This window comes from Streptomyces sp. NPDC054794, assembly GCF_053611585.1.
Window position 1 is genome coordinate 1 of record NZ_JBSHAQ010000034.1, and the last position, 23446, is coordinate 23446.

Annotated in this window: 21 protein-coding genes and 6 pseudogenes; 8 read left to right on the forward strand and 19 right to left on the reverse strand. The window is 69.1% G+C overall.

Features of this window, described 5'->3' with window-relative positions:
* Positions 1-1152 precede the first annotated feature (1152 nt).
* A pseudogene (locus ACWGKT_RS30505) lies at positions 1153-1497 on the reverse strand (type III effector protein); the annotation flags it as partial.
* Positions 1498-1511: 14 nt separating this feature from the next.
* Here ACWGKT_RS30505 and ACWGKT_RS30510 point away from each other — a divergent pair.
* Positions 1512-1919 carry an oxidoreductase C-terminal domain-containing protein gene (locus ACWGKT_RS30510; RefSeq protein WP_453276216.1) on the forward strand — a complete coding sequence of 136 codons (408 nt, stop codon included), beginning with the start codon at positions 1512-1514 and terminating at the stop codon, positions 1917-1919.
* Positions 1920-2268: 349 nt separating this feature from the next.
* Positions 2269-2946, forward strand: coding sequence for an HdeD family acid-resistance protein (locus ACWGKT_RS30515; protein ID WP_453276217.1), 678 nt, complete (start codon positions 2269-2271; stop codon positions 2944-2946).
* 484 nt (positions 2947-3430) lie between these two features.
* On the opposite strand, the gene ACWGKT_RS30520 is transcribed toward ACWGKT_RS30515, so the two are convergent.
* Complete coding sequence (locus ACWGKT_RS30520) at positions 3431-4534, reverse strand: AI-2E family transporter (RefSeq protein ID WP_453276218.1); 1104 nt, start codon at positions 4532-4534, stop codon at positions 3431-3433.
* Between the two features lie 1165 nt (positions 4535-5699).
* On the opposite strand from ACWGKT_RS30520, the gene ACWGKT_RS30525 reads away from it, so the two are divergent.
* Positions 5700-6107, forward strand: coding sequence for a flavodoxin (locus ACWGKT_RS30525; protein WP_453276219.1), 408 nt, complete (start codon positions 5700-5702; stop codon positions 6105-6107).
* Between the two features lie 245 nt (positions 6108-6352).
* Here ACWGKT_RS30525 and ACWGKT_RS30530 read toward each other — a convergent pair.
* From ACWGKT_RS30530 to ACWGKT_RS30545, 4 genes and pseudogenes are all read right to left on the reverse strand, one after another.
* Positions 6353-6604, reverse strand: a pseudogene (locus ACWGKT_RS30530) (serine hydrolase); the annotation flags it as partial.
* A 125-nt stretch (positions 6605-6729) separates the two neighbouring features.
* Positions 6730-6972, reverse strand: a pseudogene (locus ACWGKT_RS30535) (serine hydrolase domain-containing protein); the annotation flags it as partial.
* A gap of 9 nt (positions 6973-6981) precedes the next feature.
* Positions 6982-7164, reverse strand: coding sequence for a hypothetical protein (locus ACWGKT_RS30540; protein ID WP_453276220.1), 183 nt, complete (start codon positions 7162-7164; stop codon positions 6982-6984).
* 20 nt (positions 7165-7184) lie between these two features.
* The gene (locus ACWGKT_RS30545) at positions 7185-7862 is read right to left on the reverse strand and encodes a type III effector protein (RefSeq protein ID WP_453276221.1); all 678 of its coding nucleotides are present in this window, start codon (positions 7860-7862) and stop codon (positions 7185-7187) included.
* A 134-nt stretch (positions 7863-7996) separates the two neighbouring features.
* Here ACWGKT_RS30545 and ACWGKT_RS30550 point away from each other — a divergent pair, with 134 nt between their 5' ends.
* The 3 genes and pseudogenes from ACWGKT_RS30550 to ACWGKT_RS30560 all read left to right on the forward strand — a co-directional run.
* Positions 7997-8431, forward strand: coding sequence for an Hsp20/alpha crystallin family protein (locus tag ACWGKT_RS30550; protein ID WP_453276222.1), 435 nt, complete (start codon positions 7997-7999; stop codon positions 8429-8431).
* A 93-nt stretch (positions 8432-8524) separates the two neighbouring features.
* Positions 8525-8672, forward strand: a pseudogene (locus ACWGKT_RS30555) (DUF2267 domain-containing protein); the annotation flags it as partial.
* A 23-nt stretch (positions 8673-8695) separates the two neighbouring features.
* Positions 8696-9044, forward strand: a pseudogene (locus ACWGKT_RS30560) (DUF2267 domain-containing protein); the annotation flags it as partial.
* A gap of 459 nt (positions 9045-9503) precedes the next feature.
* On the opposite strand, the gene ACWGKT_RS30565 reads toward ACWGKT_RS30560, so the two are convergent.
* The 6 genes from ACWGKT_RS30565 to ACWGKT_RS30590 all read right to left on the reverse strand — a co-directional run bounded on the left by ACWGKT_RS30565 (position 9504) and on the right by ACWGKT_RS30590 (position 12167).
* Positions 9504-9992 carry an Asp23/Gls24 family envelope stress response protein gene (locus ACWGKT_RS30565; RefSeq protein WP_453276223.1) on the reverse strand — a complete coding sequence of 163 codons (489 nt, stop codon included), beginning with the start codon at positions 9990-9992 and terminating at the stop codon, positions 9504-9506.
* Between the two features lie 172 nt (positions 9993-10164).
* Positions 10165-10332 (reverse strand): hypothetical protein, encoded by a 168-nt coding sequence (locus ACWGKT_RS30570; protein WP_453276224.1) that lies wholly within the window; start codon positions 10330-10332, stop codon positions 10165-10167.
* 322 nt (positions 10333-10654) lie between these two features.
* Complete coding sequence (locus tag ACWGKT_RS30575; protein ID WP_453276225.1) at positions 10655-10927, reverse strand: hypothetical protein; 273 nt, start codon at positions 10925-10927, stop codon at positions 10655-10657.
* A gap of 83 nt (positions 10928-11010) precedes the next feature.
* Entirely contained in the window at positions 11011-11304 is a 294-nt protein-coding gene (locus tag ACWGKT_RS30580; RefSeq protein ID WP_453276226.1) for a hypothetical protein, read from the reverse strand.
* A 73-nt stretch (positions 11305-11377) separates the two neighbouring features.
* Positions 11378-11602, reverse strand: a complete 225-nt coding sequence (locus ACWGKT_RS30585) for a hypothetical protein (RefSeq protein ID WP_453276227.1) — start codon at positions 11600-11602, stop codon at positions 11378-11380.
* 4 nt (positions 11603-11606) lie between these two features.
* The gene (locus tag ACWGKT_RS30590) at positions 11607-12167 is read right to left on the reverse strand and encodes a DUF5994 family protein (RefSeq protein WP_453276228.1); all 561 of its coding nucleotides are present in this window, start codon (positions 12165-12167) and stop codon (positions 11607-11609) included.
* Between the two features lie 277 nt (positions 12168-12444).
* Here ACWGKT_RS30590 and ACWGKT_RS30595 point away from each other — a divergent pair, with 277 nt between their 5' ends.
* Together ACWGKT_RS30595 and ACWGKT_RS30600 are read left to right on the forward strand one after the other, a co-directional pair.
* A complete protein-coding gene (locus ACWGKT_RS30595) occupies positions 12445-12975 on the forward strand; it encodes a DUF5994 family protein (RefSeq protein ID WP_453276229.1) in 531 nt (176 codons plus the stop codon).
* Positions 12976-13117: 142 nt separating this feature from the next.
* The gene (locus ACWGKT_RS30600) at positions 13118-13384 is read left to right on the forward strand and encodes a hypothetical protein (RefSeq protein WP_453276230.1); all 267 of its coding nucleotides are present in this window, start codon (positions 13118-13120) and stop codon (positions 13382-13384) included.
* A gap of 75 nt (positions 13385-13459) precedes the next feature.
* Here the strand turns inward: ACWGKT_RS30600 and mgtA are convergent, their stop codons facing one another.
* From mgtA to ACWGKT_RS30635, 7 genes and pseudogenes are all read right to left on the reverse strand, one after another.
* Positions 13460-16102, reverse strand: coding sequence for a magnesium-translocating P-type ATPase (mgtA, locus tag ACWGKT_RS30605; RefSeq protein ID WP_453276231.1), 2643 nt, complete (start codon positions 16100-16102; stop codon positions 13460-13462).
* A complete protein-coding gene (locus ACWGKT_RS30610) occupies positions 16084-18495 on the reverse strand; it encodes a phosphoketolase family protein (protein WP_453276232.1) in 2412 nt (803 codons plus the stop codon). Before ACWGKT_RS30610 ends, mgtA begins: the two co-directional genes overlap by 19 nt.
* Positions 18496-18521: 26 nt before the next feature.
* On the reverse strand, positions 18522-19247 hold the full coding sequence (locus ACWGKT_RS30615; RefSeq protein ID WP_453276233.1) for a GAF and ANTAR domain-containing protein: 726 nt from the start codon (positions 19245-19247) through the stop codon (positions 18522-18524).
* A gap of 31 nt (positions 19248-19278) precedes the next feature.
* On the reverse strand, positions 19279-20136 hold the full coding sequence (locus ACWGKT_RS30620) for a GAF and ANTAR domain-containing protein (protein ID WP_453276234.1): 858 nt from the start codon (positions 20134-20136) through the stop codon (positions 19279-19281).
* Positions 20124-20543, reverse strand: coding sequence for a hypothetical protein (locus tag ACWGKT_RS30625; protein WP_453276235.1), 420 nt, complete (start codon positions 20541-20543; stop codon positions 20124-20126). Before ACWGKT_RS30625 ends, ACWGKT_RS30620 begins: the two co-directional genes overlap by 13 nt.
* 672 nt (positions 20544-21215) lie before the next feature.
* Positions 21216-21971 (reverse strand): annotated as a pseudogene (locus ACWGKT_RS30630) (AMP-binding protein); the annotation flags it as partial.
* A gap of 204 nt (positions 21972-22175) precedes the next feature.
* Positions 22176-22520 (reverse strand): MerR family transcriptional regulator, encoded by a 345-nt coding sequence (locus ACWGKT_RS30635; protein WP_453276236.1) that lies wholly within the window; start codon positions 22518-22520, stop codon positions 22176-22178.
* Between the last annotated feature and the right edge of the window lie 926 nt (positions 22521-23446).

The following is a 23446-nucleotide window of genomic DNA, read 5'->3' on the forward strand; positions in this document are numbered from 1 at the left end:
AATCGTCGTGGTTGTCGAGGGGACGGGGAGTGGCTGGGGGAATAGACCTTTTCTTCCTGGGGACGCGTGGGGGGGCCCGGGTGCCGTACCGGCACCCGGGCCCCGAGCTTTCAACCACCATCTACCGGCACACCGTGCCGGCCTTCTGTGTCCGCAGGTTCCGCCTGGGAGGGCGGGGCTGCGGGGATCGCGTATGCGTGACCGGGGACCACCTTCCAATCCGGGGTCTGCGATACCCGGGCGGACTCCTTCTCGCCCGGGCGATCCTGATGGCGTTCTGCTCCTTACCTTTGGTTACTCGGGCACTGCTCACGGCCGCTGCGGGCCGCGTCCTACTTGACGTGCCTGCACGGCAGTTCGTGTCTGCCGTGCCCACTTCGACTTCCTGAGTACGACAAGACGGTAACCCCGTGACGCACCAATGTCTACTTCCGCCGCGATAGATTTTCTTTATGGATGGTGGGTGGAGTTCTGTCGTAAATACACGCGAAAGAGTGATGCCCCGGGTTATCTCCCAGCTCGGCGGGCACACGCTGAGCCGGACAGCCCAACCGATCCAGGCTGGGGGGCATGATCGAAATGGAGGCGACACGCACGCACGCGCGTGGGGCTCCTGTCGTTGTCGAGGGTGGCAGACCCTCCGACGTCGCTCGGGCCCGTGCTGCCGACCCGGACCTTCGTCGAAGGTCTGGATCCGGCTCCGGTCGCCGAGGCGCGGAAACACTCGCTCTTGTGGTGTCCGGGCTCGCTACCAACGCCCTGCGCCATGGCGGTGGCCGCTACACCCTCAGCCTTGGCGCCACTGCCGATGCGGTGCACGTCGCTGTCAGTGACCCCAGCCCCGCCTCCCAGCCTCCGTAGGGAACGCGCCCTTGACCTCAACGATGGCGCCGGCGGGTTCGGATGGCCCATGGTTCGCCTCCTGGCCCACACGGTGAACCTCACTCCCGACCCCGGACGGGGCAAAACGATCGACGTCCGCCTCCCGCGGTGACGGCGACCGAAGGGTCACCCGCGGATGACTGATATTGATTTTGAAGAATGGCGAGCCTCGGCCGGCTTGCCAGGGCCTGTTGCGGCGTGAGGTCCCTCTTCGTGCGTTGGAGTTGCGTGTCGGTCAGTGGGGGCGGCGCTTGTGGCCCTGGCCGAGTTCGTGAGGGTGTCGAGCCGGACGGCGAGGTCGGGGTGGGCGGTTGTCAGCTGGGGGCGGGTGGCGCTGAGGGGGTGGATGAGGGCGGCGGGGTCGTCGTGGGCGAGGGCCGCGTGGAGTTGGCTGAGCGGGTGGTGGGCGGCGGGGAGGTCGGTGAGGGCGGTGATCTGGCCGGCGATGCGGCGCAGTTCGGCTGCGTTGCGGCGGGCGCAGGTGGCGACGGTGCGTTCGGCGGCGCGCCGTTCGCGGGTGGCCTGGACGCGTTGTTCGCCGGTGGTTCCGGCGGGGCCGGGCCGGTTGCGCAGGTAGCGGCGTTCGGCGGCCTTGCGGCTGGCGACGCCGAGGGGGGTGGGCGAGTTTGGTGAACCTCGAGCCGCACTATCGTCCGCATCTGCTGCTACCGGGCTTCTGGTCCGGTCAGTTCGGCGTGAATATCAAGTCCGTCGGGGTGCCGCCTTTCGGTGATGAGATCGTCTTCACCCAGGGCTCGGTCGAGGAGCGTCGTTTCGCCGCCGCCTACGGTCACCGGGGCCGCATTGTCGCGGCCGTCACGTTCGATCACGGCAAGTGGCTGGAGTACTACGGGAAGCTGATCGAGAAATCCGCTCCCTTCCCGCCTCCACCGCCGGGCTGGGACCACCCGCCCGACATGAAGCCGGTGCCGGCCGAGTTCCCGGACCCGAGGGTCCCGACGGCGGTCCCCGACGTCGTCCTGACCGGACACGCCCCGAGCGAGCGGACGGCCGAGTTCCGGCCGCGCCGTCACTGACGCGCTCGCCGGGCCCAGCCTGTAGATGCCGGTCGAGCACTTTCCCCTGCAACGCGCCAACGAGGCTTACCAGCTCCTGCACGACGGCAGGATCCAGGGACGCGCCGTCATCACCCCTCACGTGTGAATGCCGTCGTCAACCCGAACGGGACACCACGACTGTGCCTGGCCGCCGGCATCGGGCGGTCCGGTGGAAACGCCCCCGGCTCTCGCAGGACGGAGGAGCTTGCCCGGAAATACCTCATGCGCCACGGCCCTCTGGCCTTTCCGTCGAGCGACATGAGGCTGATCGGGTGACGATGGGAATGTAGTGACGTGATCACGCTGCTCACAGAAGGAGGTAGGTGCCATGACATATCCTTCCGATTCTTCCGGTTCCGTTCCGCCACGTGGCACCGAACCACAAGAGGGCCCTGAGGCCGAAGGCATCGCCGTCCTGGCGAACATGGGCTGGCAGTTCCTGCTCACCATGGGCCTCGCCACCATCGCCCTGGGCGTCATCGCCCTGGTCTGGCCGGGCGAGACGCTCCGCGTCGTCGGCGTGCTCTTCGGCGTCTACCTGCTGGCCACCGGTGTCTTCCAATTCGCCGCGGCCTTCGGCACCCACGTCGCCCGGCATCTTCGCGTACTGCACTTCATCACCGGCGCGGCCTCCATCCTGTTGGGACTGGTCTGCCTCCGGGGCCCCCTCGAGTCGGTCTTTCTGCTCGCCCTGTGGATAGGCTTCAGCTGGCTGCTTCGGGGCACCTTGGAGACGGTCGCGGCGGCCTCCGATCAGACCATGCCGGCGCGCGGCTGGCACGTGGCCTTCGGCATCATCGGCACCATGGCCGGCATCGTGATGATCGTCATGCCGTTCGCCTCCATCGCGACACTCACGCTGGTAGTGGGCGTCATGGCCATCGTCGTCGGCCTGACCGAAGTGGTCCGTGCCATCAGGACGCGCGTTGAGATCGGCCATCTGGCTGCCGGCACGGCCCCCCAGCGGCGCCCCATGTTCCACGCACGTCCGCACCCCCAGCGCTGACCGGCGGAGCCGGATCGACCGGACGCGGCGAGCAGCGACATCGCGCGACCTCCGCGGGCCGTCGGCCGGCGAGTGGTCCTTCACGCTCATCGCAGTGGGCGCGGCCGTGGTGGCGACGCTGGCGTCGTACGGCGTGCCCAACTGGCGGGGGCGGTCTCGGGCATCGGCTCATTCATCAGGGCCGCACTCACGTTCCGCCCGAGCCGCAGAAGTGGAGAAGCCTTCCCGGTGTGACCACCGCAGCGGCAGCCCAGGTGTTCGGTCAGTCCGACGTCCAGGGCCCGCTCGAACACGGACCGGGTGAGGGCGGTCAGGAGCCCGCCCTCACCCGGGTCCTCGCTGTCTGCCAGGTCACGTCCGTTCAAGCTGTGCTCTGCACCCCCGACCGGCCTGTCCACGATCTTTCGGCTGATGGAGAAAGGCGCAGTCGTCGGCCTGAGCGAACTCCTCGCTGCGCTGGTGGCGGCCGGATTCCATGAGGCCGTTATTTGGGAGCGTCGGACCGGTCGGCGTTCTCGGGGCTGTTGTCCGTCCGTGTCGGCAGCCCCAGTGGCCGACCGTCGCGGTGAGCCCAGATGTCACCGAGGACGACTTGGATGATGCCGGTGATGGGAATCGCCAGCAGGGCACCGAGTATCCCGGCGACTTCGGCGGCGATCAGGGTGGCCAGCAGCACGGTGAGGGGGTTGAGTTTCACCGTCCGAGACAGGACGACCGGTTGCAGGAAGTGGTTTTCAACCTGCTGGTAGACGATGAAGAAGATGATGGCTCCGATGCCGGCCGGCAGGGAGTGGACGAACGCCACCGCGGAGGCGACGACAGCTCCTATGGTGGCTCCCACCAGGGGAATGAGGTCGGTCACGGCGACGAAGAGGGCCAGCAGGCCGGCGAACGGCACTCCGGAAACCAGCAGCACGACGTAGGTCAGAAGCCCGCAGATGACGCTGATCAGCAAGTTCCCTGTCAGATAGCCGTTGACGGTACGGGCGCACGCGGCTCCAACGCGGCGTATGCGGGCCGCGGGCGCCTCGTCCACGAGGGCCAGGGACCGGTCTATGGCCTTGGGACCCTCCAGCACCATCAGATAGGCCAGCACGAAAATGGTGACAATGCCTGCCGCGGTGCTCACGGCACTGCGGATGAACTTCAAGGCGGGCGTGCTCAGTCCGGTGGCGAACGCGTGAATCTGTGCCTGATGCTGCTGGACATACTGCAGAGCGTGCGTCCGTTCCAGCAGGTTGCCGACTGGCCCGCGGCCGGCCTGGGCGTCCCTGATCATCGCGGGCAGACGACCGGCGAACCGGCTTCCCTCCTGGGCCAGGGGGATGACGAACAGGGCGATCACCGCGCCGACGGCCGCGGCCGCAGCCAGGAAGACCAGCAAGGTGGCCACCGACCGTCGGCACCGCGGCACCCGTCGCTGCAGCGCCTCGACCGCCGGATGAATTGAGACGGCCAAGAACACCGCGATGACCGCCCAGATCAAGACTCGGCGAGCCTGGACCACCAGCTCAAGTATGACGTAGGTGGCGAGCACCAGACCGATCGTGGCGAGGATGGTCCGCACCGGAACCGAACGCGTCGCCATGGGCATCGGGTGCCCAGACCGGTCACGGGAAAACGAGAAGACTTCCTCGCTCGGTGGGTTATATTTCCCGCAATGTCCTATTTGACAGCCTTTGACATGGGCTGCGGGCGGGCCCCTCCAGCCGCCAGGGAAGTAGGCAGAGGCAACCAGCGGATGCCTCGGTCGTCCCCAGTAGATCGCCCTCGAGGCGGCAGTGTCCGGCTACGGCGGTGCTGGATACCAATCGCTGGACCGCCGGTAACGTCCTGGGCGTTGTCGCCGCGATCGGCTGGCGCTGGAGAAAGCCCCGGTCGGCCTTTCATCCCTATGCCGTGGATGCAAAGCGCACGCGGTAAGGAGATCCCCCTGACCTGACCTGACCTGACCTGAGCGTTTTTGCAGGTCAGGTCCTTGTGGTCCAGGTGCGTCGACGCTGTTGGTCATACGCGTGTGATAGCAGGTGAGAGGTGAGGAACTCCCGTCGGCCGGCTCCGGCGGGGGTTTCTGTGTTCGGTGATGGGCCTGGTGCGTGGTGTTCGACGCGGTCTTGGTGTGCTCCGGCGCGCCGTTCTCGACGGCGCAGGGATGTCCCCGGGGCACCGCGAGGTGTATGCCGGGCAGCGCGTGAGCGTGTGTTCGGGAAGGCGTCGGCGCGGACGGGGGAGACGGGGGAGTGCCGTACTGCTTGGGTGCCCGGGCGTTTAGGTTGACGTTGAACCTCTGTAGCGGTCCGGTCGACAGATTCTGCGAGTGGACTTCACGACATGCCCCAGTGTGACGAGACCGATGCCTATGGCGAGGAACGAGGGCGAGTGAAGGTTCCAACTGACCAGCATCAGTAGGGCTCTTGCTCCCCAGACTCTTGGTTGCCGCGCTCGTTGCTGCATTGGCCCGGCATGCGGCCGAGAAGTAGAGCGTGGACTCCGAGGACTGCCCTCGGTGGAGCCCCGCACGCCGCCGGCTGCCATCAGCGCCCGCGAAACGTCCGCAGCGAGTCGGCAGCTCAGGGGCGGGGGTGTGGGGAGAGCCATTGCTGGAGTTGGCGATGGCGGAACTGGTAGGCAGAGCCGGATAACCGCAGCATGCCTGCCTCGGCAGCCCAATACGTGTGCTACTACGGCGGACGCACCACCCTGAAGGTCGGCAACACCGAAATCGTGGCGCGCAAGATCAGCAGTCTCATCCGGTGCGACGTACACCGCATCGAGGCCGCCGATGCTTACCCGCGCGGGACTACGACGAGACCGTCCGACGCGACGTTAGCGAACAAGACGATGACGCGCGCCCGGCTGTCAAGGGCCGACTGCCCTCACTCGACGGCTACGACACCGTTCTCCTCGGCAGCCCCATCTGGAACGTCCGGGCGCCCATGATCATGATCATGTTCACCGAACAGCTGGACTTCCGCGGCAAGACCGTCGTCCCGTTCACCACGCACGCCATGAGCGGCCTGGGCACGACCGCACGCGACTATGCACGCTCCTGCCGCGGCGCGACGATCGCCGAGGGCCTCGCAGCGCGCGGCGAAGAAGTCGCTGACGCCGACACCGACGTCGAGACGTGGCTCCGCGACTGCGGACTCACCCGCTCGTAACAGAGTGGCGCGGTCCGCCGCATCGACATGGGTCTGCTTGTCGATGCCCATCACAAGGTTTACCGCGTGGGATGAGGCCGCTGCCGGCGCAGCGGCCGTCAGCCGAAGGACAGCTCGCGGAAGGCGATACGGACGTCCGTGAGGGGCTGACGGCCGCGGCTGTAGTGGAGCTTGTTGGTCAGGAGCACCGCCCTTGAGGTGGGTGCCGGTCTCCTGGTCGAGTTCGGTCGGGGTACACCGTGAGGCGATCTCGATGGGCAGCGGCCCGAAGCGGTCGTATCCATGCCCAGCGGCTGCCACGTCCACTCCGTCGCGAACTGGTCGAGGCGCTGGCCGGATAGATGCTCGGCGAGGTAACCGAGGATGAGGGCCGCTCGGTCGGTGTACTCGACGGCCTCACCGGGTGAGCGGTGCAAGGCTTCGTGGAGGACTCCGTCACGAACGTCTTGCGGGTCCGTGCTGGTAGAGGTTTTTGAGCTGGGCTCGCAGCGGGACACCGGCGGTGTGGGGTAGCAGCTCGCGGGCAGTCACGACCCCGAGCGGGTGGCCGTCGACTTCGGACCAGAGGGTGCTGGGCGGGGTGTCGAGGTCCGAGCTTGCCTTCCTCCCAGAAGGCACCGATCGAGGCCCGCACCGCGAGAATCTTTGTCCGGCTGGCGGCATCGAAAATGGTGTCGGGCCGCATCGGCGCGCCTGGGGCATTGGGGTCGAGCACTCCAGTGGAGCCGGAGGCGCGGATGTCGGCAGTGTCACCTACGGCCCACACGGCGCCTGGGAGGACCGCCTTGTCGCGGACGCCTTCGCTCAAGAGTTGTTCGATGCTGTCGATGCGGTACGTCATGGTCTCCCCGTTCACCGTGTGCATCCCGCCGGGTCAGCCTAGTGACGCGGGCCTCGGAGTACCTGTGGGCCGGCGCAGCATCCAGGAGAGGATCGGGTCACTGTCGATCTTCTTGTCCGTGAGCTTCTTGCCTTCCTCGATGACGGACTCCGAGCTGTCGCTGGCGAGCTCAACTCGGTAAGGCAGGCCGGTGATGACCTTCTTGTCGGTGGTCAAAGATCCTGGCGTCGCGGAGATCACGCTCGGTTCCGGCGCTGGGCGCCGCTGTGCCGACGGAGCCCGTCGGTGTGGCGGGCGACGTCATTGACGCGCGTCGCGAGGTCGGGGTGGTCGGACGCCAGATACGGGTGCGTGACCGTCAGGGGGCCGACGAGGGCGGCGGTGTCGTTGTCGGCGAGGGTGGCGGTGAGCTCGGCGAGTGGGGTGCGGGCGGCGGCGGGGAGGTCGGTGAGCGCGGTGATCTGGCTGGCGAGCTGGCGCAGGTCCGCGGCGTTGGCACGGGCCCAGGCGGTGGCGGTGCGGTTGGCGGCGCGGCGGTCGCGGGTGGCCCGTACTCGCTGCTCGCCCGTGGACCCCGGGTTTCCGGGGCGTACGCGCAGGTAGCGGCGTTCGGCGGCCTGGCGGCTGGAGACGCCGAGGTGGTGGGCGAGGTCGGCCCAGCTGGCGCCCGCCTCCCGGGCCGCTTCGATCAGGCCCGGTTCCCACTCGGCGAGCTGATCGCGCGCTTCGCGGAGCAGCAGGAGCGCGGCGAGTGCCTGCTCGGAGCCGGCCTGGACGGGCTCGGAGTGGTCCCTGTCCCGCGATGTCCGGGCGGTGCGCAGGGCCTGGATCGTGTTCAGCGCCGCGGCGGCGGTGAGGAAGGACGTGGGGGTGAGACCGCGGGCGCGGGGGGTTGGCTGATCGTCAACGGCCATGGAGCCTCCAAACCTGCGGTGTCGTCATCTCGACGATGCTCTATACGTCATCACTTGGATGACATGTCACAATGAGATCAGGTGAATCGCATTGGCAGCAACGCGCCTGACCTGAACACTGGAGGTGTTTCACGATGTTGATGCGCACCGATCCGTTCCGTGAGTTTGATCGACTCACTCAGCAGCTCCTGAACACGACCGGCACCTGGTCGCGGCCGTCGGCGATGCCGATGGACGCCTACCGTGAGGGCGAGGTGTACGTGATCGCCGTCGACCTGCCCGGCGTCTCCGCGGACGCGATCGACATCGACGTCGAGCGGAACATGCTGACCGTCAGGGCCGAGCGTCGACCCGTCACCAAGGCGGACGACGTGCAGATGGAGCTCGCCGAGCGGCCTCTGGGCGTCTTCTCCCGCCAGGTCGTGCTGGCCGACACCCTGGACACCGAGCACATCAGGGCGGACTACGACGCGGGTGTGCTGACCCTGCGGATCCCGATCGCCGAGCGCGCCAAGCCCCGCAAGATCGCCATCGGCGGCGGCTCCGCGCACAAGGAGATCAGCGGCTGAAGCCCCCTCCCAGCCGCGCCGGAGGACGGGGAGACGACCTCCCCTGCGGCCGCCCTGTCCTCGGCTCGCCACCACACGCGCAAGGGAGCAGCCATGGCCATGCGATGGGAGGCGTTCCTGGATCAGGTCGAGGAACACGGAGCGTACGAGACCAGCGAGGAAGCCGAGCGGGCGGCTCGCACCGGTGCTGGCGCTGCTGGGCGCGCACTTGGTGGGCGAGGTACGGGCGGAACTGGCTGCCCACTGGAGGCAACCGCGTCACCGATGATTCCCCAGCAGGAGCCGCGCCGGCCCACCGTGGGCATGACGTTTGAGCAGATGCTGGAAAGAGTGCGGTACGAAGGCGCGTACCCCACCCGCGCATTAGGCCGAGGTGTCCGTGCGCGCCGTCCTGGCCGCCCTCGGGCGCCAGCTCACGGGCGATGAGCGCGTGGAGCTCGCGGCCAGGCTGGCGCACGAGGCCGCCGTCACCCTGACATCCGAGATCCCCGCCACCTAACCCGTCACCGGCTGGGGCTTCGTCAAGGACCTGGCGTCCCGCGCCGGCGGCACGGCAGCCACCGCCTGCTGGGACACCGGTACCGTCCTTTGCATCGTGGCCCTGCTGTTCGGTTGAGGGTGTACTGGCTGCGCCGTTTGGCCTGGTGCCGGCGCAGGTAGCCGGCCTGTTCGAGGTCGTCGAGGATGGCCCGGACCCGTCCGTTCGGTGATGCAGCCGGACGTTCGGGTCCCGGGCGATGGCCATGGCGAGCGCGGGGTTGTTTGAGGTGACGGGGTCGGACCCTTCCCCGATGGGGGTGAAGAGTGCGAGCTGGCGGTCGTTTAACCGAGGCCAAGAGGGCGTGGCGATCGTCGTACCGCTTGTCACCGACGGGCACGATCATGCGCCGCGCGGGCCGAATCACGGCGGCAAGCCGGGAAATCCGGACCACGGCAGCATCGGCGCAGCTGTGCTGGCAGCCACCACACCAGGAACAGCAACAGCACACCGAGGACATCGAAGACGGTCGGCCGACACCAATCGCTCACGGAAACCGGTGCGCTCCATGCTCGCTTCGGTTCAGGCAAGCGGTTACTCGAGCCGCCGCTCTGGTTGTTCCTCGTCCTCGTCGGGCAAATGAACATCGCCGACCGCGATGTTGACCTCGACAACTTCCAGACCGGTCATCCGCTCGATGGCGGCGATCACGTTCTCCCTGACGTCGCCCGCGACATCGATGATGGAGACGCCGTACTCCACGACGATCTCCAGGTCGACCGCGGTCTGTACCTCGCCGACCTCGACCTTCACCCCGCTGGTGACGGACTTCCCGCCGGCACCGGGCATACGTTCGCGCATCGCCCCCATGCCACGGGCGAAGCCACCGCCCATCGAGTGGACGCCTGGCACATCCCGGGCCGCCATCCCGGCGATCTTCGCCACCACGCCGTCGGCGATCGTGGTACGGCCACGCGATCCCGGATCGCTTCCGCGCGGCACCCCCGCACTCTTCCCGCTGCGCTCGCCCAGTGACACCGCGCGAGGGGTCTCGGGCCGGTTCGGCAGTCCGCTATCCGTCATCTTCGGTCACCACTTTCCGACGCACAGGCGGCCTGTCGTGCCCCTTCCTTCACGTTAACGGCGAGTGCCCGACGTCGCTCAGGCAAGGGGCATGCGAGCGATGCCAGGCACGGCGCCAGCAGGCGGTGGTACGCCACGCAGAAGGGCAGGTCGGGTGGGCGGTCGGGCCGCCCTACCGGACGCGGGGCCTGCGGCTGCGCCCCATCCGCGTTCTGAGGAGGACAAGGTCGGCGATGAGCACCATCACCCCGATGATCACCAGGTAGAGCGTGTCCCTGCCGAGCGCCCCGATGACGCCGAGCGCAACCGCCACGATGAGCAGCAGAAGAAACAGCACCACGTCAGCCTCCCGGCGTCAGCGGCGGGCCAGTCGCTGTCCGCCGTCCACGTGGACGGCGGACTGATCTCTCGGCCCTTCGGGTCAACGACGTCGCAGTTGCGTCACCCGCGAAGATCGGCCGAGTGGATCACACCTTCTCCCTGTGGCATGTGCCGGTGACGCAACGGCCCCGGCGTATACACACCGGGGCCGCCCTTCCGGGTCGTTGCACGTGAGAGTGCACCGGCCCAGTCACCAGGGTATGCCCAGGATGCCATTTCGGTCATACGGGGGCATGGCCGTCATGTGACCGGCCGGAGCCCTGAGGGCGGCCAGTGCCGTGTCAGTCGCTGTCCTTCTCCTCGGTCTCCATGAGCTGGAGCCCCTTGTGCAACAGTGTGACCATCGCGGGTGTGTTTCCTCGCGCCCAGTCGACCTGGATCAGTCCCTCGGCCGCCAGGTACGTGCAGGCGGCGGCCAGATCCTCCTCGGGCATGGCGAGGTGTTCGCGCAGCTGCGCCCCGGTGAGGCCGAGGAGGCGATTGCCTTCGACGGTCTCGTACAGGGTCTTCATGATCGCCTCGCGATAGTGCTCCCGCTCGTGCAGCGTCGCCATGGTCGCCTGCCTCTCGTGCCGGCACTGACGGAAACCCGTACGTCTGGGGCGGTGTCCTCCTGCCCCGCTGAGAGGCATGCTCCTCAGATTTCGTCCGGCTGTGTGTGATCGTCCCGGGAGGACTGGCTGGTCAACAGCCAGGAGCGCACCGGCTCCGTCATGCGCGTGGTGTCCACGGTGAGGTGGAGGCGTGTTCCACCGTCGGGGCCTGCGGGGTAGCTGCGCGCTTCTGTGGCGGCGAAACAACGGCGGAGAATCTCCGCGACATGGCGAGCCGCCTCCGGGTCCGCGGCGACGATACGAACCTCCGCGTGCCCGGCGGACGGCAGTTCCAGTGACTTCAAGGTGACCCCTTGCTCATTCAGGACGACGTGCATCACGGGCGACGTGCCGGTGGGTGTGACAGCCGTTGCCCCTCACCCGCCCCTGGCTGGAAGCAGGTCTGCGTCATCAGCGGCTCCCCTCTCGATGCTCACGATGTGTGGCGTCGGCAGGAGGACCCTTCGGCACGGCGGCACGTGGGCTCTTACGGGTCCGCCGACCGATTCCCGGTAGGGCGTCGCTGTAGTGGAACGCCCCCATCCTTTCGTCATGCTGCGCGTTGAGCCGGTGGATCAGGAACATTCCTGCGATGATCACGAAGGTGATCACGGCGACGGTGACGGCTGTCTCCACGTCCTCACCTCCTCAGAGCGGAACTGAAGATCCCGATCGCGGCTCCGTCCGCCGAAGCGGCTCCGCCGTCGGTCTCCCATTCCTCTTCCCGGCTCTGAGCCTCTGCCGCGTCGTCGCTGATGGCCTCGTCGGTCATCAGACCGCTGGCGGTGCGGATACCTCCCTGAGCGGTTGCTGCAGCCATCAGCCGGGCGGCGGCGGCCGGCTCCGTTTCCGGAGGGATCACCAGCAGGTCCAGGCGGCCCACCGTGTAGGAGAGGAGGATCACTTTGTTCGGGTCCTGCTCGTCGGCGAACCAGCCGACATGCACCGTGTGGCCCGTGACGTGGACCTTGCGCGGGATGACGGGCCAGTGGGCCGGGTTCACGGTGACGTGGGTGATCCGGCCCCAGCATGCGTCCAGCGCGTCTGTCAGAGTGGGGATCTCCCGGAGGAGATCACGGGAGCGGGGCCACCAGGCACCGTCCAGGAGACCTGGAACCGAGCCGGTCGGGGTCAGGGACAGCCGGGCCGACGCCGAAGGCAGGCGCTCTTTGATGATCGTAGGTTCGATGGTCGCGGTCATGACACGAACCTGTCCCCGAACCTCCTCTTGGAGGCCGGTGTTGTACTCGCCGGGAACGATACCGACATGGCGGCCGGTGTGCGAAGTACTCCCGGTCCTTTCACTCTACGCCGTTCCCAGGCCCCGGAACGTGCGCGTGAGCAGGCATTTCACCGACAGGCAACGAGTCGGAACCGTCGGCGCGCGCAGCCGGTGCGGCGGACGCGCGATTTACGGTGACAGGACGAGGTCCCGTGTTCGGCGGCGACACCGAATCCCGCAGACAGGCGGACACACCATGACCGAATCCGACATCCCCCGTGCCCCCGGGCTCCTGCCGGACGCGATCCATCGGGCCGCGAAACCCGGGACAGTTCTTCTGCGGCTGGAGACGACACAATCCCGGGAAGGCAACCTCGATGGCGCGTGGTGGCCGCGTTCCCGCGACATCGGCGCGGAGTTGCCCGACCTCATCCACGTGCTGACCGGGCACCTCGGCCCCCTCACGCGCGTCGGTCTGGACGCCACCGCATGGGATGAACTTCCCACGCGCCTGGTCATCGACGACCAGCTCGTCCATATCGACTCCTTCCCGGTCGGTGATGACACCGTCCTGATCACTCGGGGCGACCAGGACCACTTCTCCCTTCTCGTGATCCCGCCGCACGCGACACCCGACGCCGCCCGTGCCGCGATGGCCAGGGCCGTCCGGGCCGACAACGTCACCCATGCCGCACAGATCCTCATCGACACCGGCACCCATCAGGCACACCCGCTCCCCGCGGAGGACCCTCGGACCGACGAGGAACGCCACGAGCCCGAGGAATGACCTCTGGAGGTCCGGGCGCCCGTAGGGCTGTCTTTGCCGGGCGGCGCCTACTTCAAGGCGATCGAGGCGGTGCCGCCCGTCGGGGTGGATGCCCGGCAGTGGTGTCCGCTGATGTTCCGCCGGTGCCGTTGGGGTGCGCGACATGGCCCGTACTCGGCTGTACCGCGACGGCTCCCTGGTCGAGGAGGAAACCGACGGCGAGTCCGCCGGACGGCTCGTGCACCGGACCGCCAGGCGCCCCGCGCTCTCCACCAGTGCCGTGATCCCCGAGCCCGCCACCCCCACACCGGCCCTCACACCGTCGGTCTCCCTGCCCGGAGAGCGGGCCGGCAGCCGTGCGGAGGTGGCTCGGGAGCGGCGGGACAACTGGCCGACGCGCCGGGACGCCGAGGAATCCCTGAGCGGTTGACCGTTCCCGGCCGCCCGGGGTGACGTGATCGTCTCGGTGCAAGGTGGTGCAGCTGCTGGCCCCGGTGACAGCGTGTCACCGGGGTCGCAGCGGTCCGGGGTGGCTGAAGCGGCCGGCCCGCCGTTGGATGCGATGCCGGAGGGTGCGGTGGCGGACCGGTGGAAGCGCGGCCCGCGCGTCGGCCCGGGTGTAGAAGACATGCTTGGCGCCCTCGATCAGTACCAGGTAGAGCACGACCATCAGGGCCAGCGCGAGGACGAGTCCGAGCGGCAGGGACCGGAAACCAAGCGGTCCCGCGAGCGGGGACATCGGCAGCGCGACACCGACGGCGACGACTCCTATGGCGCTGACCAGCAGGGGGCGGCTGGGTCGGCTGCGGTAGAACGGCACCCGGCGCGTGCGGATGGCGAAGACGACCAGCGCCTGCGTGGCGAGGGACTCCACGAACCAACCGGAGCGGAACAGCTCGGCGCCCGCGTGAAAGATCTCGAGCATGACCGCGAAGGTGAGGAAGTCGAAGAGGGAGCTGACGGGCCCGAAGAAGAGCATGAAGCGACGGATGAAGGCGATGTCCCAGTGCGAGGGCGCGCGCAGCTGCTCCGGGTCGACGTGGTCGGTGGGGATGGTCAACTGCCCTGCGTCGTAAAGGAGGTTGTTGAGCAGGATCTGCGAGGGCAGCATCGGCAGGAACGGCAGCACCAGGGAGGCTCCGGCTGCGCTGAACATGTTGCCGAAGTTGCTGGAGGTGCCCATCAGGACGTACTTGATGGTGTTGGCGAAGATCCGGCGGCCCTCGGTGACCCCGTCGGCGAGAACCCCGAGGTCCTTCTCCAGGAGCAGGACGTCGGCCGCGTCCTTGGCCACGTCGGTCGCGGTGTCCACGGACAGCCCCACGTCGGCGGCGTGCAGGGCCAGCGCGTCGTTCACGCCGTCGCCCAGGAACCCGATGTCCCGGCCCCGGCGCCGCAGCGCCCGTACGACTCGGGCCTTGTCCTGGGGCGAGACGCGGGCGAAGACGGTGGTGGTCTCGGCCGCCCTCGTCAGCTGGTCGTCGTTCAGCTCCCCGATGTCCTGGCCGGTGAGGGCGCGGCCGGGCGGCAGGCCGAGGTTGGCGCAGACCTTCTGGGCGACGAGCGCGTTGTCGCCCGTACAGATCTTGACGGTGATGCCGAGGTCGGCGAGGCGGCGCAGTGAGGCGGCGGCACCGGTCTTGGGCGGGTCGAGGAAGACCAGAAAGCCGGCCAGACGCAGCCGGTGCTCGTCGGCGGCGGTGAGGGACGTCTGCCCGTCCGCGTCCTGGGTGGCCACGGCGACCACCCGGCTGCCCGCCGCGAAGTGCTCTTGGAGCACTGCCGCGGCCGCTTCCGGTACGTCACAGCAGCGGGCCAGGACCGCCTCGGGCGCGCCCTTGGCGACGAGCAGGCGGCTGCCGTCCGGACGCTCGACGAGGGCGGAGCCCAGCTGCCGGTCGTGGTCGAAGGGCAGCAGCGCGAGCCGGTGGTATCCGGCCGGGGGTGTGTCCGTGGCCTGCCACAGCGCGACGTCCAGCGCGTTCCCGCCCACCTGGTCGAGGCCGCCCTCGGTGGCCAGCAGGCCCAGCTTCAGCACCGTGTCGGAGGGTGTGCCGGCCGGGTCGAGGGCCGCCTCGAAACGGATGCGGCCCTCGGTGAGCGTGCCGGTCTTGTCGGTGACCAGGACGTCCATGTCGCCCAGGTCCTCGATGCACACCAGCCGTTTCACGAGGACCTTGCGCCGCGCCAGCTGCCGTGAGCCGGTGGCCAGGCTCGTGCTCACCACGGCGGGCAGCAGCTGCGGGGTGATGCCCACCGCGATGGCCAGCGAGAAGAGCAGGGCGTCGAGCAGAGGGCGGTGGAGCAGGAGGTTGATGACGAAGATCCCGGTGGTGAGGGCGGTGGCGACTTTGAGGAGGAGCATGGAGAAGCGGCGCAGCCCCGCCTGGAAGTCGGTCTCCGGCTGCCGTTCTCCCAGCCCCAGCGCGATCCGCCCGAACTCGGCACGGCCTCCGGTGGCTACGACCACTGCGGTGGCGCTGCCCCCGTGCACCACGGTCCCCATCAGCGCGCAGGAGGTCAGCTCGGCCAGGGCCGCCCCCGCGGCGACCGGTTCAGGGTCCTTGTCGGCGGGGGCGGACTCCCCGGTGAGGACGCTCTCGTCGCAGGCGAACGCGGTGCATTCCAGCAGGCGCAGGTCCGCGGGCACCACCTGCCCCAGGGTCAGACGTACGACATCGCCCGGCACCAGCTCGGTCACGTCGACCTCGGTGGCCGCGCCGCCCCGGACCACGACGGCCGTGTGCCGCACCCGCGAGTGCAGGGCCTGCGCCGCTTTCTCCGCCCGGTACTCGTTGACGAATCCCAGCGCCACGCTCAGCACCAGAATCCCCGCGATGATGACCGCGCCGGTCCGCTCGCCGAAGAAGTACGAGACCCCGGCCGTCGCCGCCAGCAGGATCAGCAGGGCGCTGCGCAGCTGCCGCCCGAGGACCGCCAGGACGCGGACGTGGTGCGTGCGTACGGCGTTCGCCCCGACGGCCGCGAGCCGCTCGGCCGCCTCACCCGTCTCGCCCCCCGACAGGCCGTCGGGACTGCTCGCGAGCGCGGCCAGCACGGCCTCCGCGTCCTCGGCGGAGGCGTCCCCCACCCGCAGCTCTGCCGCACGGGTGGTCACCGACTCCGTGGTCACTGACTCCAGGTCCATTCGGCGACCTCGGGCAGGTCCGCCCCATGGGCGCGGATCCAGTCGTGATGGCGGTAGCGGACGTCGGCCATTCGCTGCCGCAGCGCCGCCGCGCGGACCGCGAGACCGGGCACCCGGTCGATGACGTCCATGACCAGCCGGTACCGGTCGAGGTCGTTGCGTACGACCATGTCGAACGGGGTCGTGGTGGTGCCCTCCTCCTTGTAGCCGCGTACGTGCAGGTGCGGGTGGTTGGCGCGGCGGTAGGCGAGCCGGTGGATGAGCCACGGATAGCCGTGGTAGGCGAAGACGACGGGTTTGTCGGGGGTGAACAGCGCGTCGTACTCGCTGTCGGGCATGCCGTGCGGGTGTTCCTCCGCGGGCAGCAGTCGGGCGATGTCGACGACGTTGACCACTCGTACCTCGAGTTCGGGAAGGTGGTGACGGAGCAGCGAGGCCGCGGCGAGCACTTCGAGGGTGGGTACGTCGCCCGCGCAGGCGAGCACGACGTCGGGCTCGCCGGGCTCGGACTCGGTGCCGGCCCAGGCCCAGATGCCGGCGCCGCGGGCGCAGTGCGCGCGGGCGGCGTCGACGTCGAGCCAGTCGAAGCAGGGCTGCTTGCCCGCGACGACGACGTTGACGTAGTCGCGGCTGCGCAGCACGTGATCCGCCACGCACAGCAGGGTGTTGGCGTCCGGCGGATAGTAGACCCGCACGACCTCCGGCGACTTGTTCAGTACGTGGTCGACGAAACCGGGGTCCTGATGCGAGAAGCCGTTGCTGTCCTGGCGCCACACGTGCGAGGTCAGCAGGTAGTTGAGGGAGGCGATCGGGCGGCGCCACGGGAGCCGGCGGGCGACGCGCAGCCACTTGATGTGCTGATTCGCCATGGAGTCGACGATGTGGACGAAAGCCTCGTAACAGGAGAACAGGCCATGCCGGCCGGTGAGGAGATAGCCCTCCAGCCAGCCCTGACAGGTGTGTTCGGACAGGATCTCCACCACCCGGCCACCGCGCTCCAGGTGCTCATCCGTGGGCAGCACCTGGGCTTCCCACGCCTTACCGCTCGCCTCGTAGACGGCCTGCAGGCGGTTGGAGGCCGTCTCGTCCGGCCCGACCAGCCGGAAGTCGCGCCGCTCGCTGGTGTCGGCCATCACCTGCGCCAGCAGGTCGCCGAGGATGCGGGTCGGCTCATGCGCTGTCGTGCCGGGCTTGTCGACCGGGACGGCGAACCGCTCCAGGGGCGGCACGGGCAGGTCGTGCAGCAGCAGGCCGCCGTTGGTGTGCGGGCTGGCGCCCAGGCGGTGTGCGCCGTTGGGGACACAGGCGAGGACCTGTTCCCGGGGGCGTCCATGCTCGTCGAAGAGTTCATCGGGCCGGTACGAGCGGAGCCATCGCTCCAACTGCCGCAGATGGTCCGGGTTCTCGCGTACGGCCGGCAGCGGCACCTGGTGCGCTCGCCAGGTGCCCTCCACCGGGAGGCCGTCGACCTCGGCGGGTCCGGTCCAGCCCTTGGGCGTGCGCAGCACGATCACCGGCCAGCGCGGGCGTTCGGTGATGACGGAACCGGCGCGGGCGGCGTGCTGGAAGGCGGCGATACGGTCCAGGGCCTCGTCCATGGCGTGGGCCATCGCCTGGTGGACGGCGCGGGGGTCGTCCCCGGTCACGTGGAGGGGCTCGTGGCCGTATCCCCTGAGCAGGGAGTCGAGTTCGGGCTCCGGTATCCGGGCCAGGACCGTCGGGTTGGCGATCTTGTAGCCGTTGAGGTGCAGGATCGGCAGGACGGCACCGTCCCGTACCGGGTCGAGGAACTTGTTCGAGTGCCAGGAGGCGGCCAGTGGGCCCGTCTCGGCCTCACCGTCGCCGATCACGCATGCCACCAGGAGCCCCGGATTGTCGAAGGCGGCCCCGTAGGCGTGCGAGAGGGAGTAACCCAGCTCGCCGCCCTCGTGGATCGATCCGGGGGTCTCGGGTGCGACGTGACTGGGGATGCCGCCCGGGAAGGAGAACTGCCGGAAGAGGCGGGTCATGCCGGCCGCGTCCCGCGTGATGTCCGGGTACGTCTCGGTGTAGCTGCCCTCCAGCCAGGAGTTCGCCACCACGGCTGGCCCGCCGTGACCGGGCCCCCAGAGACAGATCGCGTCCAGGTTCCTCGCCTTGACGACCCTGTTGAGGTGGGTGTGGACCAGGTTCAGGCCCGGTGAGGTGCCCCAGTGCCCCAACAGTCGCGGCTTGACGTGCTCAGGCGCCAGCGGCTCGGTCAGCAGAGGGTTGGACATGAGGTAGATCTGCCCGACGGCCAGGTAGTTCGCCGCCCGCCAATGGGCGTCCAGAGCGCTCAGCTCCTCCTCGTCGAGGGGGTCGGGGGTGTCCGGAGTGTCGAGGGAGGTCTCGGTAGTGGGGCCGAGCGGCATGACGAACCCTTCTCGCAGGAGGCTGATCAGGAACTTCCGGAACTGAGACCGGGGAGGTGCTCGGTTTCGTCGATGAAGGCGCGGGCGACGTCCGCCAGGCGGCGGTTGTGGGCGCGGGCGTAGGCGCGCAGCGTCGTGAAGGCCCGCTCCATGTCCGTGTGGCGGCGTTCGGCGAGCTTTCCCTTGGCCTGTTCGATCAGGACGCGGCTGTTGAGGGCGGTCTGCAGCTGTTCGTTGAGGAGGGTGCTGCGCTCGGTGGTGCGTTGTTGCAGCAGGCTGATGGTGGCGACGTCGGCGAGGGCCTGTGCGAAGGGGGTGGCGGCGGGGCTGATGGGGGCCGGGGTGGTGTGGAAGAGGTTGAGGGCGCCGACGACGTCGTCGCGCAGGCGCATGGGCAGCGTCTGGACGGCGCTGAAGCCGATGCGCTGGGCCTGGGCGGTGAACAGGGGCCAGCGCGCGGTTTCGTCGCGCAGGTCGGGAACGGAGACGGTGAGCCCGGTATGGAAGCAGTCCAGGCAGGGGCCTTCGTGGTTCTGGAGCTGGAAGAGTTCGAGGAGGCGCACCCGTTCGTCGGAGGCGGCCATGACGCGCAGCACTCCGTCGCGGTCGGCGAGCAGGACGCCCGCCGCACTTGCGTCGAGCAGATCGACGCAGCGGTCGGTGAGCAGACGCAGGAAGTCCATGAGGTCGAAGTCGGCGACGAGACTGTCCGCCAGCTCGACGAACGTCCGGGCCATCAGCTGTTCCTTCATCGTGCACACCTCTGTTTGTGGGGCGTGAGCATCAGGGCTCCTCGTCGGGCGGTCGCGCATCCGGCGGTTGCGTGTCGGAGGGACGCGCATCCGGCGGTCTCACGTCGGACGGTGTCGTCTCCGGGGGGAAGCGGAGCCGGTGGGCGACCACGTCGGCGGCGACCACCGAGATCCGTGTCCCCCGGGCGTACGCGTGGGCGCGCAGCCGGATGAACGCTTCCTCGACGCTGACGCCGAGCTGGACCATGAGGATGCCGGTGGCCTGGTCGATCTCGGCCCGGTAACCGCCCAGGTCATCGAAGGGCGCGGCGTCCGGCCGGTCCGTGCCGGCCACGTCGGTGCCGGACGCGCCGGTGCCGGACGGGACACCCGTCTCGCTGATCCCGGCGTCGAGCAGAAGCAACGTGGCAGTGTCGGCGAAGGCCATCGCGTCGGCCACCTCGTCCGCGTCCAGCTCGACCGAGCTGCTGGAGTACAGGTCGAGTACGCCGGGGCTGATGGCACCGATCTGCAGGGGGAAGGCGAAGACCGCCCTGGCTCCGGCTTCCAGGGCCGCGTCGGCGAACACCGTCCAATGCCGCTGGAGTTCACCGGCCAACAAGTCGGGGCAGAGGACCGAGGAGCCGAGGACAAAGGCATCCACGCACGGTCCCTCGCCCAGTGTGAGCTGGAGTTCTTCCAGCTGCTGACTGACGGAGTCGGTGCTGCACAGCGGATGACTCCCCCGGTCGCGGGACATCGCGGACACCCCGGCCCCGCCGACCGGCAGCGCCGCCACCGCCGCCGTACACACGTCGAGGAGGCCGACCCGGGCGCCGCGTAGGGCCGCCTGCTCGGCCACGAGAGCCTGGATCCGGGACGACCGGCTGCCGGGGATCACGGTGACCACCGGATCAAGGGGGGAACCAGCGCCAGGAACACGGCACCGTCGGCCGGCCTGCGGACGTTTCCGACGTCCTTCCTGCGCCAGGAGCGGAGGGAGGCCACGATCGGCTCGTCGGCCCGGTCCGTCAAGGCGACACCGAGTGATGCCTGGCGCTCGGAGAGGAGCGGTTCCTGCAACCGTCGGGCCACCTCCCGGTGCCGCTCGTGCGGGTGAACCAGGAGCCCGGCGAAGCCGGCGCCGGTGATCCGGCCGACGGCGGGCGGGAGCGCTCCGTCGAATCCCGGCCACCCGAAGTCGTCATCGCCTACGACACAGGGGGATGGGGCCGCGTAGGGGAGCCGCCGGTGCCGCCACCCCGAGGAAGATCCGAAGCCGCAGCCCTCCAGGGCCGCGGTATCCGCGATCACCACGGAGAATCCGGGCTGCCGTACGGCGACGGCGAGACGTCCTGGACGGACTTCCGGGCTCGGCTCGCGAGCATCTTCGCCGAACGCCGCAGCGCGGGACTCCGCGACGGACCGGCGGGCTCCTCGCAGCCTCCTCCGCTCCACGGCTGACCGCGGGCCGGAGGGGTGATCATGGCGCCCCCGCCCGCTGGAGCGGACGAGGGCGGCGCGAGCGGACGCAAGCCCTGCCGGCGGATGGACAGCCGCAGAATAAGGCATGACACCTCTGTTCCAGCCGTTCAGGTGTTCTCGGGACCGCTACCGGGCATCGCCCGCGAGGCGCCGGGCTTCGTACCCGGCGGGGTGCGACCGAGGTCGGTGCGTACGAGGACGTGAGTGAGTCACCAGGTCGGGGTTCCGCGCTCCGCGCTCCGCGCTCCGAGGCTCGGTGCCCGACAGGGATCTCCTCGAAGATGCGACGGGTCCGGACGAGAATCCGCTCCCTTGGCATCGTGGTCAGCAGGCCGCGCGTCCACCGGGGTCCTGGGCGTCCGCTCACCAGCATAGTCCCCGGCCCTTTGCCGCGGTGGGTCCGAACGGGCCGGAAGCTGACAACCGGGCGGCTGCGGAAAGGCGTGGGAGAATTCCGGGGCGAGCCTGTCACACACACGCAGGCGGTCGACCAGCTCAAGGCCAGGTGGTGGCGCCGGTCAGCAGGGTGGAGACGACCAGGTTCCACATCATCCAGTGGGTGGTGGTGTACCACAGCAGGCGGTCCCCGACGCCCAGGTCGCAGTGCAGGCCGAGGATCTTGAGGTGTTCGAGCAGGACGCCGCCGTGCCCGTGGACGATGCCCTTCGGCAGGCCGGTGGTGCCGGAGGAGAAGACGATCCATAGAGGGTGGTCGAACGGCACCGGGGTGATGGTGAGGCACTCGGTACGGGTGGCGGCATCGTGCCAGGGAACCGTCAGGCCCGTGTGCCGGGTCTCGGGCCGGCCGAGACCCAGGTGGTCGACGAGCACCGTGGCCTTCAGCGTGGTCAGGGCGCCGGCCAGTTCGCCGGAGGCGGCGCGGCGGTCGTGTCGGGTGCCGTTGAAGAGGTAGCCGTCCGCCGTGATGAGCACCGTGGGTTCGAGCTGGGCGAAGCGGTCGGCGGCGGCCTGGGGCGCGTAGTCCTGGCCGCATACCGACCACACTGCGCCCAGGCTGGCGGTGGTGAGGAAGGCGATGACGGCGTGCGGGGTGTTCGGCAGGTAACCGACCACCCGGTCGCCCATCCCCACCCCCAGGTCGCGCAGGGTGGCCGCGACGGAGGCGACCCGGGCGCGCAGCTGTCGGCCCGTGATCTCGTAGCCGGAGCCGTTCTCGTCCAGCGCGGTGATCGCGGGAGCGTCCGGGTGCAGGTTGCGTAGCGCGTGGTGGGCGTAGTTGAGGCTGGCGCCGGGGAACCAGCTGGTTTCCCTGACCGCCGCCGCAGGCTCTGCTCTGCCCACCGGGCAACCGGGTTCAGGCAAGCATCCCTACCAGCACCGCAGCTGCCACCGTGAGTACCGTGACCGGCAGTATGGCCACACGCGGCCAGCCCACCGACCGCTGAGGGCGGCCCTGTCTGGCGGCGGTCGGTGTTCGGCTCGTGTCCGCGTCCGGTGCCCTGATCAGGCCGAGGTCTTCCGCTGCGACTCGCGGCTTTGTGTGCGCAGTTGCTCGTTGATGCGCTGGGCTTCTTCGAGCTGGTCTTCAAGGATGACGATGCGGCAGGCGGCCTCGATGGGGGTGCCCTGGTCGACGAGTTCGCGGGCGCGGGCGGCGATGCGCAGCTGGTAGCGGGAGTAGCGGCGGTGGCCGCCTTCGGAGCGCAAGGGGGTGATCAGGCGGTGTTCGCCGAGGGCGCGGAGGAAGGCGGGGGTGGTACCGAGCATCTCGGCGGCCCGGCCCATGGTGTAGGCGGGGTAGTCGTCGTCGTCGAGGTTGTCGGCGGGACGGTGACTGGCAGGGGGCATAGACCTCTTCTTCCGGGGGACGCGTCGGGGGGCCCGGGCGCCGTACTGGCGCTCGGGCCCCGAGCTTGCAACACCATCTACCGGCGAACTGCGCCGGCCTTCTTTGTCCGCAGGTACCGCCTGGGAGGGCGGAGCTGCGGGGATCGCGAATGCGTGACCGGGGACCACCTTCCAATCCGGGGCCTGCGGTACCCGGGCGGACTCCTTCTCGCCCGGGCGATCCTGATGGCGTTCTACTCCTTACCGTTGGTTCTCGGCTGTACTGCTGGGATACCGCGGGTGCTGCTCACGGCCGCTGCGGGCCGCGTCCTACTTGACCTGCTTGCACGGCAGTTCGTGTCTGCCGTGCCCACTTCGACTTCCTGGGTACGACAAGACAGTAACCCCGTGACGCACCAATGTCTACTTCTGCCATGACAGGTTTTCTTTATGGATGGTGGGTGGAGTTCTGCCATGAACATACGCGAAAGAGTGATGCCCCGGGTTGCCTCCCAGCTCGGCGGGCACACGTTGGGCCGGACGGCCCAACCGATCCAGGCGGGGTGGTGGCGCATGATCGACATGGAGGTGACGTGCACGCACGCGGGGCTCCTGTCGTTGTCGAGGGCCCGGCACCTCCGACGTCGCTCGTGCCCGTGATGCCGCCCGGGCCTTCATTGGAGGTCTGGGTCCGGCTCCGGTCCCCGAGACCGCGGAAACACTCGCTCTTGTGGTCTCCGGGCTCGCCGCCAACGCCCTGCGCCATGGCGGTGGCCACTGCACCCTCAGTCTTGGCGCCACTGCCGATGCGGTGCGCGTCGTTGTCAGCGACCCCAGCCCCGCACTCCCCAGGGAACGCGCCTCCGGGCCCGCGAGGTGAACCTGCGGTGATGGCGACCGAAGGATCACCCGCGGATGACTTCCATTGATTTCGAAGAGTGGCGGGC

What these genes read in the sequence shown, in the direction of transcription:
- ACWGKT_RS30515 (WP_453276217.1), top strand. Translation starts at nt 2,269, where the DNA reads ATGACATATCCTTCCGATTCTTCCGGTTCCGTTCCGCCACGTGGCACC.
- ACWGKT_RS30520 (WP_453276218.1), bottom strand. Translation starts at nt 4,534, where the DNA reads ATGGCGACGCGTTCGGTTCCGGTGCGGACCATCCTCGCCACGATCGGT.
- ACWGKT_RS30545 (WP_453276221.1), bottom strand. Translation starts at nt 7,862, where the DNA reads ATGGCCGTTGACGATCAGCCAACCCCCCGCGCCCGCGGTCTCACCCCC.
- ACWGKT_RS30550 (WP_453276222.1), top strand. Translation starts at nt 7,997, where the DNA reads ATGTTGATGCGCACCGATCCGTTCCGTGAGTTTGATCGACTCACTCAG.
- ACWGKT_RS30565 (WP_453276223.1), bottom strand. Translation starts at nt 9,992, where the DNA reads ATGACGGATAGCGGACTGCCGAACCGGCCCGAGACCCCTCGCGCGGTG.
- ACWGKT_RS30575 (WP_453276225.1), bottom strand. Translation starts at nt 10,927, where the DNA reads ATGGCGACGCTGCACGAGCGGGAGCACTATCGCGAGGCGATCATGAAG.
- ACWGKT_RS30580 (WP_453276226.1), bottom strand. Translation starts at nt 11,304, where the DNA reads ATGCACGTCGTCCTGAATGAGCAAGGGGTCACCTTGAAGTCACTGGAA.
- ACWGKT_RS30590 (WP_453276228.1), bottom strand. Translation starts at nt 12,167, where the DNA reads ATGACCGCGACCATCGAACCTACGATCATCAAAGAGCGCCTGCCTTCG.
- ACWGKT_RS30595 (WP_453276229.1), top strand. Translation starts at nt 12,445, where the DNA reads ATGACCGAATCCGACATCCCCCGTGCCCCCGGGCTCCTGCCGGACGCG.
- ACWGKT_RS30600 (WP_453276230.1), top strand. Translation starts at nt 13,118, where the DNA reads ATGGCCCGTACTCGGCTGTACCGCGACGGCTCCCTGGTCGAGGAGGAA.
- mgtA (WP_453276231.1), bottom strand. Translation starts at nt 16,102, where the DNA reads ATGGACCTGGAGTCAGTGACCACGGAGTCGGTGACCACCCGTGCGGCA.
- ACWGKT_RS30610 (WP_453276232.1), bottom strand. Translation starts at nt 18,495, where the DNA reads ATGCCGCTCGGCCCCACTACCGAGACCTCCCTCGACACTCCGGACACC.
- ACWGKT_RS30615 (WP_453276233.1), bottom strand. Translation starts at nt 19,247, where the DNA reads ATGAAGGAACAGCTGATGGCCCGGACGTTCGTCGAGCTGGCGGACAGT.
- ACWGKT_RS30635 (WP_453276236.1), bottom strand. Translation starts at nt 22,520, where the DNA reads ATGCCCCCTGCCAGTCACCGTCCCGCCGACAACCTCGACGACGACGAC.